Consider the following 17,178-nt stretch of genomic DNA (forward strand, 5'->3'; position numbering starts at 1 on the left):
TCGGCATCGACAGCCATCCCTGACCCAGGACGCTAGGCCACAACCTCGCTCCCAGTTGCCCGTAGGTTTCGGTATCCAGGCGGGTACTGAAGCCGATAACGGCTTTATTCACACCATCACACGGTACTCCTCGTGCGGCCGCCCTGGTTTTGACCAATTTTTAGCGGGGGCCAGCTAGTGCCCACTGAGGCGATAGACCGGCAGGGTGAAATGAAAACTGCTGCCCTTACCTGGGATAGATTCCACCCAAATCTGGCCGTAGTGGGCACGCACGATGCGACGGCAGAGGGAAAGGCCAATGCCGTAGCCCTCCTGCTGCTGATCGCGCTCTAGGCGCACAGCCTCGGAGAAGATCTTCTCTTGCTCAGCTTCAGGGATCCCAGGGCCAGTATCGCTGACCGTCACTTGGATCTTTTGACTGGTGCGGTGAAGGATGGCAAGGCGAATAGATCCCCCGGCAGGGGTGTACTTGATGGCGTTGTCCAGGAGGTTAAAGATCACCTGGCGGATTTTGTCGGGATCCACGTGAACCGTGGGCAGATCCAGGGGAATATCGACTTGAAACTGCAACTGCTTGGCCTGGATACGGGGCTGCAGCTCCTCAATAAGCGGCTGGCATAGGCTAGCCAGTTGGGTTTCTACCGCCCGGATCCTCAGCTCCGAAGCGCTGCCGCGGGCCGATTCAAGAATGTCGGTGATCATGCTGTCCATCTTGCGCAACTGCTGGCGGGCGTGCTCGAACAGTTGCCGCTCCAGAGCCTTGTCCAGGGATCCCTCGCGCGCTTGCTGCAGGGTTTCCACCGCTAGAGCTGTAGCCGTCAGGGGGCTGCGCAAATCGTGAACCAGCATCGCCAGAACGCGGTCTTTAAAATCCAGCTGTTCCCGCAATTGGGCTCGCTCTTGCCGCAGCAAGAACACCTCCTCTGACAGCTGGAGCAGCGCCTCGGTGATGGGAGGAGGGGTGGGATCCTGACCCTCCTTTTGTTGGTGGGAGGCAAGAGCCGCCTGACCCTGCCAGCGAGGCCACCACACTTCCAGTTGCGTCGCCAAGTCCTCCCCCGCCAAAACCTGGGCTGGCAAGGGCTCTGCCTTCACCAAAGCGGGGGTCACCACCAGCTTGTAGTGCTCCGCCAGGTAGGGGTGCTCTTCTAGCGGCACCACTTTTAGATGGGCAGGGTATTGGCCAGGTAAGCTCTGGATGTGCCGACGGAGTTGCTCTGCCAGTTCTTCGACGTTGGCTCGGCCTTGGGCAAACAACAGCAGCCGAATGGTGGAACGGGTAGAAGCGCAATCTAGCGAGGTTTGCATAGGCCAAAGTCCAAAGGGCGGCGGGTACCTTGAGCTCACCCTCCACGCCGTTGAGCTTAGCGAAACAGGTAGGCCAGACCCACCAGCACAGCCACTAGCCCCACCGTGGTCAAGCTGAAGTGCAGGAGAGAGGTTCTGCCTTTGCGCACCATGTTGCGCATGGCCAGGCGAACATAGCTGGGCGAGGATCCCTTCTCGCTCTGCGAGGAGCTAACCGGCGAAGGCTGGGACATTGGGATGTCGGAAACGCGGGCCGATACCTCTAACCTAGCTCAAGCTGCCCCCGTTAATACACCTGCGGCCACCAGCTCATCAGTCAAACCGGCAAGGGATCCCTAGGCACTGCTGCAACAGCTTTCGGTACTCTTGGCCATCCACGAGAAAAGCCCCAAAGCGGGCCAGGTGCGGGTTCATTAGCTGGGCGTCAAAAAGGCGAAAGCCCCGCTCCCGCAGGTGTTCCACCAACTTCACCAGCGCCACTTTGGAGCCATTGGGAATGCGGTAAAACATCGACTCGCCAATGAAAGCCGCCCCCAAGGTAATGCCCAGGATCCCGCCTGCGAGAACTTCTCCCTGCCAGGTCTCAAAGCTGTGAGCAAACCCCGCTTGGTACAGAGCTAGGTAAATCTGCTTTAACTCCGAGCTAATCCAGGTTTTTGGTCGAGCAGCGCAGCCCTCCACCACCTGCTCAAAAGCGCTGTTGATGCGCACCTGAAAGCAACCGCTGCGCACTAGGGGCCTCAGGGAGCGCGGACAGTGAAACCGCTCGTCCAGAGGGATTAGCGCATGCTGCCTACAGCCATACCAACCCAGGGATCCCGTCTCTTCATCGGCCATGAGAAAGTAGCCCTGGGCATAGCCGGCCACAATGGCGGTTATGTCTACCTGCGTACTCATTGCCAGTTTGGCGAGAGGGTGGCGAAATCCCCCGCCTCGACCTTGGGGTGACAATCCACGCAGCCACTTACTCGCACTGGGGTAGGAAAGTCCACCTGCAGGTGCAAAGCCCGGAAGTAGCGAGACTCGGCTAGACGATAGGGCACTGGCTCCCCCTGCCGCAGCGGACGAGAGTTGGGCCGTAAATAGCCCCAAGCCAGTTGGAAAGTCACACCGGTCAAGGGCTGGATCTGCTGGCCGTAGTGGTTGGGATCCTGCAGCAGCCGTTGCCAGGTTTCGGTGGGCAACACCTGAGCAGGCAGCGCCACGTGGCAGGTGCCGCAACTGCGCACGTACTGAGCCTGCGCCAGCTGGGTCGGGGTGAGATCCTGCTGCGCTTGTACCCCAGCTAGCAGGGATCCCATCAAGCCAGCCAGCAGCGCAATCCAGCTGACAAGCCAAAATTGCCGCCGTCGTTTTAAGGAAGCCATGCTCTTGCCTTGAGTTTCAATAGATCCCCTAGTGAGTTTCCAGGATGAGCCTCTCCTGCCAGCCAGTAATCTAGAGCAGCCGGGTGCTGTTTGGCTGGCCTAATCCCGGCAGAGGGATCCAAGACGAGCCCGGCAGATGGCAATTTCCTCGGGAGTGAGGCTATCCCAGCGGACATCGCGGCGCAGAACCAAGCCATTGTGACCGGTGAGGAAGCGAGGGAGCTGGGCCTGGTCAATCACACTTAGATCCCGCATGTCGTAGGTTGTGTAGTGGGTGATCTCTGGGGAGGCGAAGTCAATGTCGATGAGGGTAAGGGTCTTGCGGGGTGGCAGGGGGCTGCCCAACAGGGGGCGGGGCCCAGAGCCGAGAGCGCCACAGTGAAGCAGCTGCAACTGTCCCTTGTAGCCAGGATAGTAGGCGTGGTGGTGGCCACTGATGTAAGTATGGACGCGGTACCTTTCCAGCAGAGCTCGCTTGGCTTCAGCATCCAGCAGCACTTCTCCCGGATTGTCGCGCCCGACGGCAACGGCATAGAGGGGCAGGTGACCAATGACGATGCGCAGCTTGGCCTGTTGAGCCCGCTCGCTGGCTAGCGCTGCTTCTGCCCAAGCCATCTGTTCAGAGGGAATGAAGTTGCAGCTAGCGTCCCAAACTAGGTAGAAAACCCCATCTTTTTCAAAGGTGTAATAGAAGGGGAAATCGCCCCGATCCACAAAATTCAGGCCAGGATCATGGGCGGGATCGTTCCAAAACTCGCGCGCCAGATCCCGTTCCTTTTGAAAGAGAAAACCACCGCGGGCGTTGCGGGCACAGGAAGCATCGTGGTTGCCCAAGGTAAAGCCATAGGGCAGCTGGGCAGCGCGCAGCGGAGCTGCCACATGTTGGTCAAAGGCTGCCCACATGGCGCGGATGCGCTCTTCAGAAAGGCGGGGATCCTGCCCTGCCACCATGTCCCCTCCTCCCAAGACGATATCCGGCTGAAAGTAGGGGATGAGGCGGATGGCCCGATCCACCTCTGGGTCATAGTCCACCGAGCCGTAGAGGCCATTTAGGTCACTAATCACCACGAGGCGCAGATCTCGGCGGGGAGGGATGTAGAAGCCGCGAGGAGCTTCGGGATGGGGGACAGCCGTAGGGGTGGGCTGCGGCAGCAGAGGTGGCGCTTTCCTTGTCGGCTTTGGCTGAGAAGCCAGGGGCTGCCGACTGGCCCAGTAGGCCCCTGCCCATCCGCTGCTAACGGCTAACCCCAACAAGCCTAGGAGCAGCTTGCGCCGCCGCATCCTAACTCCTCCTCCACACCCCAGCGGTATTGTAGAAAATGAACAGGCTGCTGTTGGCGCCACGGCCTGGAGAGGTCGACGGCCAGTTTTTTGAAGGCTTTGGGGTGGCTTCTAGAAGCCAAATCGCGGATGCTAGGCTAAGTTGGATTGGCAATTCGCTATCTCGAACTCGGTATGGCTTGAGGTTTTCCCATGCCTCGCCCTGTGGATTCCTTGGAAGCTGCGCTAGAGCGATGCCGGGAGTGCAATCTTCGTCTTAGCCGGCAGCGCCGCTACATTTTGGAACTCTTGTGGCAATGTGGCGAGCACCTCTCGGCGCGAGAAATCTACGACCGTCTTAATCGGCAAGGCAAGCCCATTGGCCACACTTCCGTCTATCAAAACCTAGAGGCTCTGGCTAGGCACAACATCATTGAGTGCCTGGATCGCGCTGATGGGCGCCGCTACGGCAGGTGTACCCACCCCCACAGCCATGTCAATTGTCTAGATAGCAACCGCATTCTCGACGTAGAGGTAGAGTTGCCGCCGGAGTTGCTGGCTGAGGTGGAGCAAAAGACCGGCACCCGCATCCACAGCTATCGCATCGAGTTCTTTGGTGTAGAAAATCCAGGAAGAAGCTAAGTCAGTAGGAGCGGTTTTGTCCCCTGTTGATCTGAGACTGGATTTGTTCCAGCGAGCTAGCCGGAGCCAGGCACTTGCTGCCCCAGCACACTAGGCCCACCGTCCCGGCAGGCAGGGGCTCTGCTTCTGCGGGCAAGCTAAAGACGGCAGTGGGCCAGGAGCGCTGTTGGAAGGTGGGAATGTGCTCAGCTCCTAAGGTCACCTTCACCCAGTTGCTGTACCAGTCTAGCCCAAGGAATAGAGTGGGACAGACCCGCGGCTGGGTGCTCATGAGATGGGCAAAAGTTTTCAGGGCCTGCTCTGCTCGCTCCAGATAGTCCAGATCGCCCGTGAGGGCAGCCAGACGCACCAGGTTGGCGATGGCCACACCATTGGCTGACGGCATGGCGCTGTCCTGGAAGTCTTTCTCCCGCACCAGGAGTTCAGCGGCGCTCTGGGCATCACTGACAAAGTAGCCTCCCCTGGCCGTATCCCACAGTTGCGCGTCCATCTCCTGCTGCAACTGGATGGCAGCCTCCAGCCAGTGCTGGGAACTGGGATCCCCTGCTCGACCTAGGCAGGCCTGGTGCAGATCCAACAGGGCCTTGATGAAGAGGGCGTAGTCTTCGGATTTGGCAGGCACCTGGGGTGTGCCGTCGTAGTTCAACCGCAGCAGGGATCCCGTGTCGGGATGGCGCTGGCGGCTAAGGATGAACTGGGCAGCCCCCAGAGCCAACTGCAGGTACTCCTCGTCGCCAAACACTTGGTAGGCCCGTGCCAGCCCCGAGATCATCAGGCCGTTCCAGGAGACGATCATCTTGGTGTCCGTAACAGGCGGGATCCGCCCTGGCCAAGGGTGTTGGCGGGCCGATTGGGCATCTACTGCCGGCGGGAAGGGGATCCTGCGCTCGGTGGAGCCGTAGCGAGCCCGAAACAGATGAGTGGTCAAGGCGGTCTCGACTTCCGGCGGCAGCTCTCCCCCCTGTTGGCGCTGGAGGACAATGCAGCCGGGCCGGTCGGGGAAATTGCCCCCTGGCAACAGGAAGAAAGCCTGCTGCAGAGCGCGGAAGGTTTCTTCATCGAGCAAATCTTGCAGCTCCTGCCAGCGCCAGACATAGAACTCCCCCTCCTCGGGCTCCGCATCTTCTCGCCGGGCAAAACTATCGGCATCCTGGGCCGCATAGAAATACCCAGCAGGAGCTGTCATCTCCCGCGCCACCCACTCCACCGTCAGGCGCACCGCCCGCTCGATGGCAGCGTCCCGGATGCCGTGGGCCCACAGCTCTGCCAAGAACTCCAAGATCTGCCCGTTGTCGTAGAGCATCTTTTCAAAGTGGGGCACCGTCCAGGTGGGATCCACGGTGTAGCGGTGAAAGCCACCGGCCACATGGTCGAAGATCCCGCCTAACACCAGGGCCATGGCCCGCTCCTTGGCCCGTTCCAGAGCTGTTGGCAAGCCGTCGATCCCTTCCGGCGGCTCGAAGCGGGCCGAGCGCAGCACCAACTGGGCATAGGGCATCATGGGGAACTGCTGCACCGCCCCAGCGTTGGTGAGCAAGGGCTGGATCTTGGCGATCCCGGAGCGCAGTAAGTCGGGTGGAATATGGTCTTCTGGCACTAGGTCGCTGAGGGTGGTCAGGGCCGTCAAAATCTGGCCCTTCATCTCCGCAATTTTTTCTTTTTCCTGCCGGTAAAACTGCAGGACGCGCTGCAGCACCGTTAGAAACCCTGGCCGGCCAAAGCGGGGCTTCACGGGAAAATAGGTGCCTGCATAAAACGGCACCAGGTCATTGGGTGTGAGAAAGACATTGAGAGGCCACCCTCCCTGCCCGCTCATGAGTTGCAGCGCCTGCATGTAGATGCTGTCCAGATCGGGCCGCTCCTCGCGATCGACCTTGATGGGCAAAAAGTGGGCATTCAAGAAAGCGGCAATCTCGGGGTCGGAAAAGGCCTCTCCCTCCATGACCGTGCACCAGTGACAACTGGAGTAGCCAATGGACAGAAAAATTGGCTTATCCTCAGCCCGGGCTTTCTCCAGGGCCTCCGGGATCCAAGGCCACCAATCCACTGGATTATTGGCGTGCTTGCGCAGGTAGAGGCTGGAACACGTGGCGAGGCGATTGGCCATAGGTAAACCCTCTCACCTTTTTTGCTCAGGCTAGCGCGTCCTCCCCTCGAGGCCAAGCCAGACCCCTGTCCCCCCTTGCCCCGGGGGTTAGACCTGCTCCTGTTTGGCGGCTGGGATTAAAAACTCCAGCGATCGCCCATAGAGAACCAAAGTGGTGCTGGGGTTTTCCACAAAACCAATCCGCTCGTAAAAGCCGCGCTGATGGGTGGTGAACACGTAGATGCGCTCCACCGACTGCAGGTGGGGATGGCTAATTAGGGTTTCCACCAGCTTGCGCCCAATGCCTTGGCGGCGGTAGTCGGAGTCCACCACGATATCCCAGAGGACGGCCCGGTAAACTCCATCGGAGGTGGCGCGGCCAAAGCCAATCAGGCGCTCCCCGTCCCAGGCGCTGACCACCGGATGGCTGTGGGCAATGGCCCGCTCCATCTCGTCCCGACGGCGGTTTTGCGCCCAAAAGGCATTGCGGTTCAATAGCAGCAGAAGCTGCTCCAAGTCCAGCTCGCCCCGCTCTAGGGAGAAGCGAATGTTGCGGTTGTCAACAGGCTGAGAAGAAGAGGCAACAAGAGGCTGAGGAGGGGGATCGGGCATGTTCAAATCTTTGCCGCAGCGAGAGTGGTCAAGCAAGAAGCCGAGAAGACAGCTCGCCCAACCAGGCGGAGCTATCTGGCCGAGGCGCTGTCAGAACTTAGCCTCGCCTGCTCCAAGGCATAGGCTTTGAAGCGCTCCAAGTCCGCCTGGATGGTGCTTTCCACTACCTTACCCACGAACAGGCCATCTAGAATTTTGCCCAGAATGCCTGGAATCTTGTAGGCCACTGACAGCTTCACAATGGTACTACCCTTGCGATCATAAAACCGCAGCGCCCCCCGATTGGGCAGCCCTTCCACCGATTGCCAGGCGATGCGTTGGTGTTTCACCACCGTGTGGGTGCGGGAGATCCAACTGAAGGTAAAGCCGCGCGTAGCAAGCGTCCACCGCGATAGGTCGTGATCCAGCAATTCCACCGAGCGAATCCACGGCATCCAACGCGGCATGAGGGCCAGGTTGGACCACAGCTCCCAAACCTGTTCAATGGGAACCGGCACCTCCACCTGACAGGTGTGCTCTAACCAATCTGACTCCGCCATGGCGCCTCCCACACAAGATGCAGCAGAAAGGAGAAGCCACCCTCAGCCCTGGCCACCAAGCCGCTGGGGGATCCCTGCCTTTACAAAATTTTATATCGGCCTAAGATAGCATTATCAGCCCAAGGCAAGATCGGGGGCTTTGCGCCTTTGGCCAGCAAAGTGCGGTCGATGCCTATTATGAGGTGAGGCAGAAGGGGGGTATCATGATTGCCACCTGCAAGCTTCACCTGCATTGGCCCGCTGCACTCAGCTGTTTGACTTGACGGGACGACCTCACCATGATTTCTCAGTGGAAACAGCATCTTAAAAACTACTTCGTGGCGGGATTGCTGGTGGTGATTCCTCTAGCAACCACCATTTGGCTGATGGTGGAAGTGGCCACCTGGAGCATCGGTTTTCTGACCAGCATTCCTAAGCCGTTTAACCCCATCCAAGGGCTGCACCCCATCCTGGTTAACCTCATCAACCTGGCGGTGGGCTTGCTGACGCCAATCTTGCTTATTTTGCTGATTGGCTTCATGGCCCGCAACATTGTCGGCCAGTGGCTGCTCAACCTAAGCGAGCAGCTGCTCCATGCCATCCCAGTGGCGGGGCTGGTGTACAAGACCCTAAAGCAATTGCTCAGTGTCTTATTTGCTCCCAACAACCAGGGGTTTCGGCGGGTGGTGCTGGTAGAATACCCCCGGCCAGGGATCTGGGCTTTGGCTTTTGTAACGGGCAGCATTCAAACTCCCATCCGACTGGGCGGGCCCCAGCGTTCCCTTAGCGTGTTTATCCCCACCACTCCCAACCCAACCACTGGCTGGTACGCGATCGTGCCAGAAGATCAGGTGGTGGAGGTGTTCATGCCGGTGGAGGATGCTTTTAAGATGCTCATCTCCGGTGGGATCGTGACCCCGGAAACCTTTGAGGCTGGGTTGCAGCGGCGCGAGGGAGCTCTGGCGGTAACCATGCCCAGCTTGCGGGAGCTGGTGGAACAAGAGCGGGCGGCAGCCTCTGCTAGGACGGACTCAACGGAGGTGGGCTTTGAGGCTTCTTAGCTGGCCGGTTCCTCTCCTAGGAGGTTGGGCTGCCAGAGCTGGTATTCTTTGGCTTGCTCCAGGCGCACGTAGAAGGGCTGCATCTGCCGATCCAAGGCTTCCGCTCGCTCTGGGGGGAAAGCTTTCCAGGCGGCGCGGCTAGCCCAGCGAATGATGAGGTGAACCAGTTCGGGATCCTCGGCGTCAAGCCAGACTTCCTTGCCCAGAAAACCCGGCTGTTGGCGCAGGGCCGCTCCCCAGATCCGTTCGTCTTCCCGAAGGAAAGCCAGCTGGCCGCCGGGGGGGACTCGAAAGCAGAGGTGTTCGATGGCAATAGGCTGGTCGGACATCGGCAAAAGTTGTCTTAAGACGCTAATGAAGCGTTGGTCAGCCGCTGCAGGGTGGGAATGAAGTCGGGGTAGGAGATGCGGGCGCAGTCGGCACCGCTGAGGGTGGTGGATCCCTGGGCGGCCAGGGCAGCTACCATCAAGCTCATGGCGATGCGGTGGTCGGCGTGGCTGTCCACCTCTGCTCCCTGCAAGGGGATCCCTCCTTTGATTTCCAGGCCGTCGGGATATTCGGTTACCTGGGCACCCATGCGGCTAAGTTCCTGAGCGATGGCCGCCAAGCGGTCACTTTCTTTTACCCGCAATTCCGCTGCATCGCGAATGACCGTAGTTCCTTCGGCAAAGGCTGCTGCCACCGCCAAAACCGGGATCTCGTCGATTAGGGTGGGAATCAGCTCGCCGCCGATGCTACAGCCTCGCAAACGGGCCGAGCGCACGCGCAGATCCCCCAGAGGCTCGCCGGTCACTTCCCGCTGGTTCTCCACTTGAATGTCGGCCCCCATCTCCTGCAGCACCTGCAGCAGCCCGGTGCGGGTGGGGTTGAGGCCCACACCCTCTAGCAGCAATTCGCTCTCGGGCACAATCGAGCCCGCCACCAACCAGAAGGCTGCCGAGCTGATGTCCCCGGGCACCTGCACCGTCTGGCCCACCAGGCGGGATCCCCCCACCACCGCCACGGTTTTTGTCGCCACATCGACCTGGATCTCGGCTCCGAAGGCCCGCAACATCCGCTCCGAGTGGTCGCGGGAAAGGGCCGGCTCCGTAACCTGAGTGGTGCCTTCTGCCAACAGGCCCGCCAGCAGCAGGCAGGACTTTACCTGGGCCGAGGCCACAGGCGAGTGGTAGTGGATCCCCTTTAAGGATCCCCCCTGCACAGCCAGAGGTGCCAGGTTGCCCCCCGCCCGCCCCCAGATCTGAGCCCCCATCTGCCGCAGCGGCTCCACCACCCGCCCCATAGGCCGCGAGCGCAGGGAGCGATCCCCAGTGACGGCAAAAAAGCGCCCCCGCTGGCCAGCCAGGATCCCCAACATCAGGCGCAAGGTGGTGCCGGAATTGCCGGCATCCAAGACATCTGCCGGCTCCTGTAGGCGATCCAAACCCACTCCCCGGATGCGCACACACTCGCTGTTGAGCTCAGGGATCTCGACTCCCAAAGCCCGAAAGCAAGCCGCTGTGCTGCGGGGGTCTTCCCCTAATGACAGACCCTGGATAACCGTTTCCCCTTCCGCCAGGGATCCCAGCATCAGAGCACGGTGGGAGATGGACTTGTCCCCTGGAACCTTAATCTGGCCGCGTAGGCCCCGGGCAGGGGAGAGCGTCAGGACGTTGGGAGAAGCAGCAGTGGTTAGCACGGCAGCCGTAAGGAGGGAGAGACTAGGAGCAGTCTCAATAATACTCAGGGTTGAACCTACACTGCTCTTGCCGGCAGTTGGACTTGGGAAAGACAGCCTGTATTTTGACGTGGTGTAGTGCAGAGCCTCCAAATTAACACATCGTGAGGCTTGGCTAGGTCGACTGCCCTTGTCTGGGCTGCTCAGCTGCGCGGTAGCAAGGATTGCCTGCAGATTCCCGATGGCCTGGTGGCCCGGGAAAAAGCCTGGATAGAATCATCGAGGTTGCCCCTCTGCAGCCACTGACCTCATGGACTTGCCGGAAACTCGGCTCGGGGAGAGCTCTCCGTATCACCACGAGTCCGTTTTGACCGAGGAGGTGATGGCCTACCTGCAGCCCCAGCAGGGCGGCACGTTTTTGGACGTAACCTTGGGAGGAGGCGGACACACCTTGGCCCTACTGCAGGGGGGAGCAGAACGGGTGGTGGGGCTGGATCGGGATCCGCTGGCTTTGCAGGCAGCTCGGGCGCGCTTGGCAGCAGCAGGGATCCCCCAGGAGCGCATCCAGCTTTGGCACCTCAACTTCGCCAATTTCGATCCGCAGCGGCACGGCTGGCGCGACGAGGAAGGGCGGCCTATCCTCTTCGATGGCATCGTGGCCGACCTGGGGGTGAGCTCGCCCCAGCTAGACTGCCCTGAGCGCGGATTTAGCTTTCGCGCCGAGGGGCCGCTAGATATGCGCATGGATCCCACTGCCGATCAGGAAACCGCTGCTGATTGGGTTAACCGCCGCCCTGCCGAGGACTTGTTCGACATTTTCGTTCGCTATGGAGAGGAGCGCTTTGCCCGCCGCATTGCCCATCACATCGAACGCTCCCGCCCCCTTTTTACCACTACCCAACTGGCTCAGGTAGTCTGGCAGGCAGTACCGCCGGCAGCAAGGCGGGGCCGCATCCACCCAGCTACGCGGGTCTTTCAGGCCCTGCGCATTGCCGTGAACCGAGAACTGGAAGCCCTAGAAACCCTGCTGGCCCAGGCTCCTGCTTGGCTAAAGCCCGGCGGTAGGTTGGCTGTAATCAGCTTCCACAGTCTGGAAGATCGCCTAGTGAAATGGGCCTTCCGTACCGATCCCCGCTGGCAGGTGCTCACCCCTAAACCTCTGCGCCCTTCCAAGCAGGAGCAGCAACGCAATCCCCGGGCCCGCTCTGCCAAACTGCGAGTAGCTGCCCGCCTCGGATAGAGTGGAACCCAGTTGGCAGCAAGTGCTTGCTGGGTGAGGCGTATGGTTAGCCAAAACACAAGCCGTGGTCGCAGCTTTCTCCCTATCCAGCCCAGAACTGCAACTTTGGCTCCCTCTCCTCACTCTGAAACGGCTCTGTCTCCTGCAGCTTGCAAAGGCAGCCCCCCTCAACCTTTGAAATCCGCCCATCCCCGCCGTTGGGATCCCACCTGGAGAGAGCATCTCATCTGGTGGCACCAGGTCTCCACCGGCCTCGCCATCGTCTCGGGGTTAGCGGTGCTAAGTGTCTATAGTTGGACAGTGCGTACCCAAAGCCAATGGAGCCAGCACTACCAGGTTTGGCAGCGGCTGCAACGCCATGAGCAGCAGTTTCTCCTCACTCAAGAATCCATCATCAACTCTCTGCGAGAGATTGCCGAGCGCTCTGACATGGTTTCTCTGGTGCCGGAGCGGACGATCGAGGTTCCCATTGCTCCCCCCCGCCGAGTTTCGGGGCAGGGTCAAAACACCCCCCAGCAAGCCAAAGCTAGCCCCTTTTATCCAGTTGGGTATTGAGCAGCCAGTTGCAACAGCCACAGCTAGTCACCTAAGGCGCCCCTTGATTTACTGGAAACTGCTGCCATTCCTGGCGGACTCGCTGCAGCTTCTGGAGCAGCTCTTGCCACTGTTCGCCCTCGATTAGCTGCTCTAGTACCTTCAACTCAGCTTGGTAGCCGCGCAGAGCAGCTAGCAGCGCTTGCCGGTTGTAACGAGCCATCTCTAGCCCTAACTGCGGGATCCCACCGCCAACCCGACTTGTATCTCGAAAGCCACTGCTGGCCAAAGTGCGGGCCAGTGCCAGAATATCGGGGTTTCCCTCCTGGCTAACGGCGGCAATTAAGCCAGCTCCCACCATGACCGGCAGATGGCTAACCCAAGCTACTGCCTGATCGTGACGGACAGGATCGGCAAGGACAACTTCGGCACCCACTGCTGCCACTAGCTCCTGCATCACCGCGAGGGCTTGGGGTTGCGTCTGGGGAATGGGAGTGAGCACATAGGGTCGCCCCAGAAACAAGTTAGCTTCCGCTCCCTGGATCCCTTGTAACGTCTTGCCGGCCATGGGGTGCCCCCCCACGAATAGGGGCCATAGCGCTGTTGCCGGCCCAACAATTGGCTGCTTGACGGAGCCGACATCGCTTACCACTGTCTGGGGCGACAGATAGGGCACCAGGGCTGCCAGGGTGGCCAACACCTGCTCCAGGGGAGTACAGATCACCACCACCTGAGGGTTGAAAAGCGTCAACTGGGCCAACTCGGTTCCGCAGCCCTGAACCGCTCCACGTTCTAGGGCCTCTTGACAGGTAGCCGGATTGCGGCTGATCCCCCAGACGGAGTACCCTGCTTCGGTAAGCTTAAGAGCCAGGGATCCGCCGATCAACCCCAACCCGACAATAGCGATGCGCATACTGTCTCCTTGAAGATCAGGGCTTTGCCAAAGCCGGCGGCAGAGGGAGACTGCCTTTTGGGATTTCTTCCAGTCCAGATTAGAAAGTTAATTCTGCCCCATGAAGGGCATACAGGGGAGGGATCCAGCCGCTAAGATGGAAGGGTGAACTGGGTAACCCCCACAACAGTTCGCCCGGATCTTTTATCGCAGGAGGGAACCGTGCTTCACCGTAGGATCTATCAACTCAGCCGCGAAGGCAAGGAGGTGTGGATCTACCTGCGCGATCAGGGACGCTGGCTGGAACGAGCCAAGATCCTCGATATCGAGGGGGACACCATCCTGGTTCGCTACGAAACAGAGGATGAAGAGGAGATTTGCTCCTGGGAGGAGATGATTCGTCTGGAGAGCATTGGGGCTGTTGCCCAGCGCCTCTCTTCCATCCCAAAAGGAGTGCTTAGCACTTCCGACCTGCCCACAGCCGAGGATTGCCCTCCTGCTGAACTCCTCCGTTTACCATCCTCCCCTCGCGCCACAGAGCCCCTCAACGGAGAGCGTGCCAGCAGCGAGCGCCTTGGGGAAGAGCTGGAGCGGGAGGCCTCTGCCCTTCGCGAGAGCGGAATGGAGTCCCTGAGGCCGCTGCTCCCGAACGGAGAGGAGCTCAAACGGGTAGATCGGTTCCGGAACGACCCAGAAGGCCAGCGGGAGGGTAACCACGACTAGGTTGAAGTTTTCCGGAGATCGACAGGAAGGCATCCCAACATCGTCCTGGACAGGGGCAAATGGCAAGGAGGCCGTAGAACTCCTCTGCGTAGAGCTCTAGCTGACAAGGGGAGGTCACTTGCCCATCGCGCGGGTCGATCTCGGCCTGTAGAGCAACTGCTTCTCCGCCCAGCCAAGGGCTTTAGTCCTCGTTTGCAACAGCGGTGCGGAGCACCTTTCTTGTCCAGTGGTGTAGCAGCAGTGGTACAATAGAGGCTAGCTTTAGTAAACCCTAGAAAGGGCGGTTAGCGCAGCGGTAGCGCACTTCCTTCACACGGAAGGGGCCACAAGTTCGAATCTTGTACCGCCCATAAATTTCGGCCTTTGGCGGGCAAGCTTTCCCTGCAAGGTGTTGCTTCTATCTACAGGCTCCCTTGAGGAGGGGCCACTGGTTGTCTGACGGGCAACTTCTGACACACCCGCCTTTGCGCAAGTGCTTCGAGCTGGGTGGACTATGCAGCTACGGGAATCCCACTGCTGTAACCAGAAGCTAGAAGATATCGATTCATGAAACCCTTTGCCAATCCTCCTCAGCCATTGACTGCCAGCGAGTTTTTATCCCACTTAGAGGAGATAACGAGAGCTTACGAAGTCAAGACATCTATCATCACCTTCTACAGCAGAATTTGGAGTCAGGTATTCGACCTCAAATTTTCTAGGGGCCAATGGATTTTTGGGAACAGCCCCCACTGGAGAGCGCTTCTGGAAGCTAAGCTCCGGAAAAGTGAATACTATCCAATATCTTGCGTTGTCAGAACCTTCACTGACGAAAAGCACAAGCGCGGGGCTCCAAACAGCAAAACTATCTTGATCCCAACCAAAGAGCTGAGAATGTTTTTTCTTCCGGCTCCAGGTCAGGTTATTAAGCTAACTCCGGAGGAGTGCTTTGCCTGCCACAACACAGGTGCCCGAACAGGAGAGCCACTCCCCATCGAGCAAGATGTTAAGTTCTTGTAGTGGCAGCAGTGGGAGTTGGGAAACCCTGTTGGGGCTAATCCTACAGGACCAGGGCTATTTGACCTCAATCAAGAGCTTGGCTCCAAGCGCAACAGGGATCCGTTGGGGGCGTCAGTCAACAAGTAGAGCAAGCCATCCGGCCCCTGACGCACATCCCGGATACGGCCGACAGCTCCCTCTAGGAGACGCTCCTCAGCCACCACCCGATTCCCTTCCAAAACCAGCCGTGCCAAATGCTGGCCAGCCAGTGCTCCCACAAAGAGGTTGCCCCGCCATTCGGGAAAGGCGTCTCCCATGTAAAAGGTCATGCCAGAGGGAGCAATGGAGGGGGTCCAGTGAAGCAGCGGCGAAGCCAATCCAGGAGCTGCTGCTAGTCCCTTGCCAACTGGTTCGCCGCTGTACTCGCGGCCATGGGTGATTAAAGGCCAGCCGTAGTTCACGCCGGGAGCGAGGATGTTGATCTCATCTCCCCCTTTGGGCCCATGTTCGTGTATCCAAATAGCCCCTGTTTCCGGGTGGCGGGCCATTCCCTGAATGTTGCGGTGGCCATAGGTGAAAATTGCTGGCAGAGCCCCTGCTTGCCCAACAAAGGGGTTGTCTTTCGGGATCCCGCCCGTGTCGGTAAGGCGCAACACCTTGCCTGCTGCATCCCCCAGATCCTGAGCCCGATTCCGTTCTCCGCGATCCCCAGTACTGATGTAGAGAAACCCTTCTTCGTCAAAGACCAAGCGGGAGCCGAAGTGCTGCTGGGCAGGCGTCTTGCGCTCCATGTCAAAAATCACTTCCAGGTCCTGGAGTCCCTTTTTCCCTAGGCGGGCCCGCGCCACTCGTGTCCCCCCTCCACCCGGCCCGGGAGCCGCGTAGGACAAGTAGATCCAGCCGTTCTCCGCGTAGTTGGGGTGCAAAGCGATATCCAGCAGTCCCCCTTGGCCGCGGGCAAACACCTCCGGCACCCCGGCTATGGGCTGGGGATCCAACCCTCGGTCGGTAACCCGCCGCAGGCGGCCCGGACGTTCGGTAACCAAAATGGTTCCATCTGGCAGAAAAGCCATCCCCCACGGATGCTCCAGGCCGGTTGCCAAGGTTACCACCTGAAAGCGTTGCTTCGTTTTGGCTCTGGGCAGCGCTTGAGCGTGATCCCCCCGTTGCAGAGACATGACCGTTTTGGGGCTGACCGGATAGGCCCCTACGGCAACAGGGGCGGACAGCCCTCCCAAAAGCAGCAGTGAGGAGAGAAGCTTTGTCACCGAGATCCTCATGGCGATTGCCGCCTCGTTTTCGCAATAGAGCTAAGGGCAGGCGTTGTTCTCTCCCGGCTTTAGGTTAGCCTTGAGGGCGGCAATCTGTCCCTAAACCATTAGACCTGTGGATCCCTCTCGAGACTTCCCAAAGCTCCTCCGAAGAGTGCATAACCTCTACGGTCTCCTGAGGGCCCACGCCTCCCGCAAGGGTCTACAACAGCTCGACTCCGACCAGTGCCCCTTTGTCCTTACTCGCTCCGGCTTTGCCAGGATCTTGCGCTGGGCTGCCGTCTGGACGGGCGACAACCAGGCTGGATAAGAGCCCCTCGGTCCAAGCCCCCCTCTTCTTGCTCGACAGCGGCCAGGCACACCAGATCTATCTGTCCAGCCCAGTGAGGATCCTGCCCCTAGTCAATTGCCCTCACTACCTCCAGCAGCTCGCGGTTGTCACGCTTGAAGATGGGCAGCCACTCCACATGCTGGTAGCGTAGGATCCCTTGGCTGTCCACTACAAAATAGGCCCGCCGTATCCCCAGCAAGCTATCCACCCCGTACTGCTGGCTTACCCTCCTGTCCACGTCACTCAGCAGAGGGAACTCCAGCTTGAGCTGCTCGGCAAAGGCTTCGTGTCGAGAGATGGGGTCGCTGCTGATCCCCAAGATCTCACACCCTGCCGCCCGAAAAGCTCCCCAGTCCTCCCGAAAACAGCGCATCTCACTCGTACACACCGGCGAAAAGTCTGCGGGGTAAAAAGCCAGCAGCACCTTGCTCTTGCCCCGATAGGCCCCCAGCGAAATCTGGGCCCCCTTGGGAACCCCTTTCCCAACCGCAGGCAGGCTAAAGTCGGGAGCTGGCATCCCAATCTCAATCCCCATTTGTCCGAATCCCCTCCGAACTCACTTTCTCAGTCTAGCGGTGGCCTGTTCCCAAAAACCCCTTATGGGTCTTGACGATGTGGGGGAGGGTGGGATAGGGTAGTGAAGCGCTGACAAGGCCACCAGGCCCAGCGCCCCAGAACCTTGACAAGCGCATACCAGTCAA

Annotated in this window: 19 protein-coding genes, 1 tRNA gene and 1 pseudogene; 8 read left to right on the forward strand and 13 right to left on the reverse strand. The window is 59.6% G+C overall.

Translation table 11 applies throughout. The features are described from left to right. Positions 1-174 precede the first annotated feature (174 nt). The 5 genes from NW806_RS06805 to NW806_RS06825 form a co-directional block, all read right to left on the reverse strand. On the reverse strand, positions 175-1,308 hold the full coding sequence (locus NW806_RS06805) for a histidine kinase (RefSeq protein ID WP_414393744.1): 1,134 nt from the start codon (positions 1,306-1,308) through the stop codon (positions 175-177). Between the two features lie 56 nt (positions 1,309-1,364). Continuing rightward, positions 1,365-1,541, reverse strand: coding sequence for a DUF3285 domain-containing protein (locus NW806_RS06810; RefSeq protein ID WP_414393745.1), 177 nt, complete (start codon positions 1,539-1,541; stop codon positions 1,365-1,367). 79 nt (positions 1,542-1,620) lie between these two features. Then, positions 1,621-2,205, reverse strand: coding sequence for a leucyl/phenylalanyl-tRNA--protein transferase (gene aat, locus NW806_RS06815; protein WP_414410503.1), 585 nt, complete (start codon positions 2,203-2,205; stop codon positions 1,621-1,623). Further along, a complete protein-coding gene (locus tag NW806_RS06820) occupies positions 2,202-2,675 on the reverse strand; it encodes a hypothetical protein (protein ID WP_414410504.1) in 474 nt (157 codons plus the stop codon). Before NW806_RS06820 ends, aat begins: the two co-directional genes overlap by 4 nt. Positions 2,676-2,774: 99 nt before the next feature. Further along, positions 2,775-3,956 carry a metallophosphoesterase family protein gene (locus NW806_RS06825; protein ID WP_414410505.1) on the reverse strand — a complete coding sequence of 394 codons (1,182 nt, stop codon included), beginning with the start codon at positions 3,954-3,956 and terminating at the stop codon, positions 2,775-2,777. 192 nt (positions 3,957-4,148) lie between these two features. Between NW806_RS06825 and NW806_RS06830 the strand changes: the two genes are divergently transcribed. Then, positions 4,149-4,577, forward strand: coding sequence for a Fur family transcriptional regulator (locus NW806_RS06830; RefSeq protein WP_414405319.1), 429 nt, complete (start codon positions 4,149-4,151; stop codon positions 4,575-4,577). A gap of 1 nt (position 4,578) precedes the next feature. Here the strand turns inward: NW806_RS06830 and NW806_RS06835 are convergent, their stop codons facing one another. The 3 genes from NW806_RS06835 to NW806_RS06845 form a co-directional block, all read right to left on the reverse strand. Then, complete coding sequence (locus NW806_RS06835) at positions 4,579-6,684, reverse strand: thioredoxin domain-containing protein (RefSeq protein ID WP_414410506.1); 2,106 nt, start codon at positions 6,682-6,684, stop codon at positions 4,579-4,581. 87 nt (positions 6,685-6,771) lie between these two features. Next, on the reverse strand, positions 6,772-7,275 hold the full coding sequence (locus NW806_RS06840) for a GNAT family N-acetyltransferase (RefSeq protein WP_414410507.1): 504 nt from the start codon (positions 7,273-7,275) through the stop codon (positions 6,772-6,774). 71 nt (positions 7,276-7,346) lie between these two features. After that, complete coding sequence (locus tag NW806_RS06845) at positions 7,347-7,814, reverse strand: SRPBCC family protein (RefSeq protein ID WP_414410508.1); 468 nt, start codon at positions 7,812-7,814, stop codon at positions 7,347-7,349. 278 nt (positions 7,815-8,092) lie between these two features. Here NW806_RS06845 and NW806_RS06850 point away from each other — a divergent pair, with 278 nt between their 5' ends. Next, positions 8,093-8,854 carry a DUF502 domain-containing protein gene (locus NW806_RS06850; protein WP_414410509.1) on the forward strand — a complete coding sequence of 254 codons (762 nt, stop codon included), beginning with the start codon at positions 8,093-8,095 and terminating at the stop codon, positions 8,852-8,854. Here NW806_RS06850 and NW806_RS06855 read toward each other — a convergent pair. Continuing rightward, positions 8,851-9,183: a TIGR03792 family protein gene (locus NW806_RS06855; protein WP_414410510.1), complete on the reverse strand. Its 333-nt coding sequence runs from the start codon at positions 9,181-9,183 to the stop codon at positions 8,851-8,853. The genes NW806_RS06850 and NW806_RS06855 overlap by 4 nt on opposite strands. Before the next feature lie 14 nt (positions 9,184-9,197). After that, positions 9,198-10,532, reverse strand: a complete 1,335-nt coding sequence (gene aroA / locus NW806_RS06860) for a 3-phosphoshikimate 1-carboxyvinyltransferase (protein ID WP_414410511.1) — start codon at positions 10,530-10,532, stop codon at positions 9,198-9,200. A 289-nt stretch (positions 10,533-10,821) separates the two neighbouring features. Here aroA and rsmH point away from each other — a divergent pair, with 289 nt between their 5' ends. After that, on the forward strand, positions 10,822-11,751 hold the full coding sequence (gene rsmH / locus NW806_RS06865) for a 16S rRNA (cytosine(1402)-N(4))-methyltransferase RsmH (RefSeq protein ID WP_414410512.1): 930 nt from the start codon (positions 10,822-10,824) through the stop codon (positions 11,749-11,751). A gap of 174 nt (positions 11,752-11,925) precedes the next feature. Beyond that, positions 11,926-12,306, forward strand: coding sequence for a hypothetical protein (locus NW806_RS06870; protein WP_414410513.1), 381 nt, complete (start codon positions 11,926-11,928; stop codon positions 12,304-12,306). Between the two features lie 31 nt (positions 12,307-12,337). On the opposite strand, the gene NW806_RS06875 is transcribed toward NW806_RS06870, so the two are convergent. Next, positions 12,338-13,198 (reverse strand): prephenate/arogenate dehydrogenase, encoded by an 861-nt coding sequence (locus NW806_RS06875; protein WP_414410514.1) that lies wholly within the window; start codon positions 13,196-13,198, stop codon positions 12,338-12,340. Between the two features lie 201 nt (positions 13,199-13,399). Here NW806_RS06875 and NW806_RS06880 point away from each other — a divergent pair. The 3 genes and pseudogenes from NW806_RS06880 to NW806_RS06890 all read left to right on the forward strand — a co-directional run. Further along, positions 13,400-13,690 (forward strand): annotated as a pseudogene (locus NW806_RS06880) (DUF6679 family protein); the annotation flags it as partial. 488 nt (positions 13,691-14,178) lie between these two features. Further along, a tRNA-Val gene (locus NW806_RS06885) sits at positions 14,179-14,250 on the forward strand. Positions 14,251-14,446: 196 nt separating this feature from the next. Then, the gene (locus tag NW806_RS06890) at positions 14,447-14,896 is read left to right on the forward strand and encodes a hypothetical protein (protein WP_414410515.1); all 450 of its coding nucleotides are present in this window, start codon (positions 14,447-14,449) and stop codon (positions 14,894-14,896) included. Positions 14,897-14,964: 68 nt separating this feature from the next. Here the strand turns inward: NW806_RS06890 and NW806_RS06895 are convergent, their stop codons facing one another. Further along, positions 14,965-16,155, reverse strand: coding sequence for a PQQ-dependent sugar dehydrogenase (locus NW806_RS06895; protein ID WP_414410516.1), 1,191 nt, complete (start codon positions 16,153-16,155; stop codon positions 14,965-14,967). A gap of 145 nt (positions 16,156-16,300) precedes the next feature. On the opposite strand from NW806_RS06895, the gene NW806_RS06900 reads away from it, so the two are divergent. Then, positions 16,301-16,456, forward strand: a complete 156-nt coding sequence (locus tag NW806_RS06900; protein ID WP_414410517.1) for a TIM-barrel domain-containing protein — start codon at positions 16,301-16,303, stop codon at positions 16,454-16,456. Between the two features lie 88 nt (positions 16,457-16,544). Here the strand turns inward: NW806_RS06900 and NW806_RS06905 are convergent, their stop codons facing one another. Next, positions 16,545-17,012: a peroxiredoxin family protein gene (locus NW806_RS06905; RefSeq protein ID WP_414393776.1), complete on the reverse strand. Its 468-nt coding sequence runs from the start codon at positions 17,010-17,012 to the stop codon at positions 16,545-16,547. Between the last annotated feature and the right edge of the window lie 166 nt (positions 17,013-17,178).

Origin of the sequence: Synechococcus sp. W65.1 (assembly GCF_047461615.1) — a bacterium.
In the GTDB taxonomy this organism is placed as follows: domain Bacteria; phylum Cyanobacteriota; class Cyanobacteriia; order Thermostichales; family Thermostichaceae; genus Thermostichus.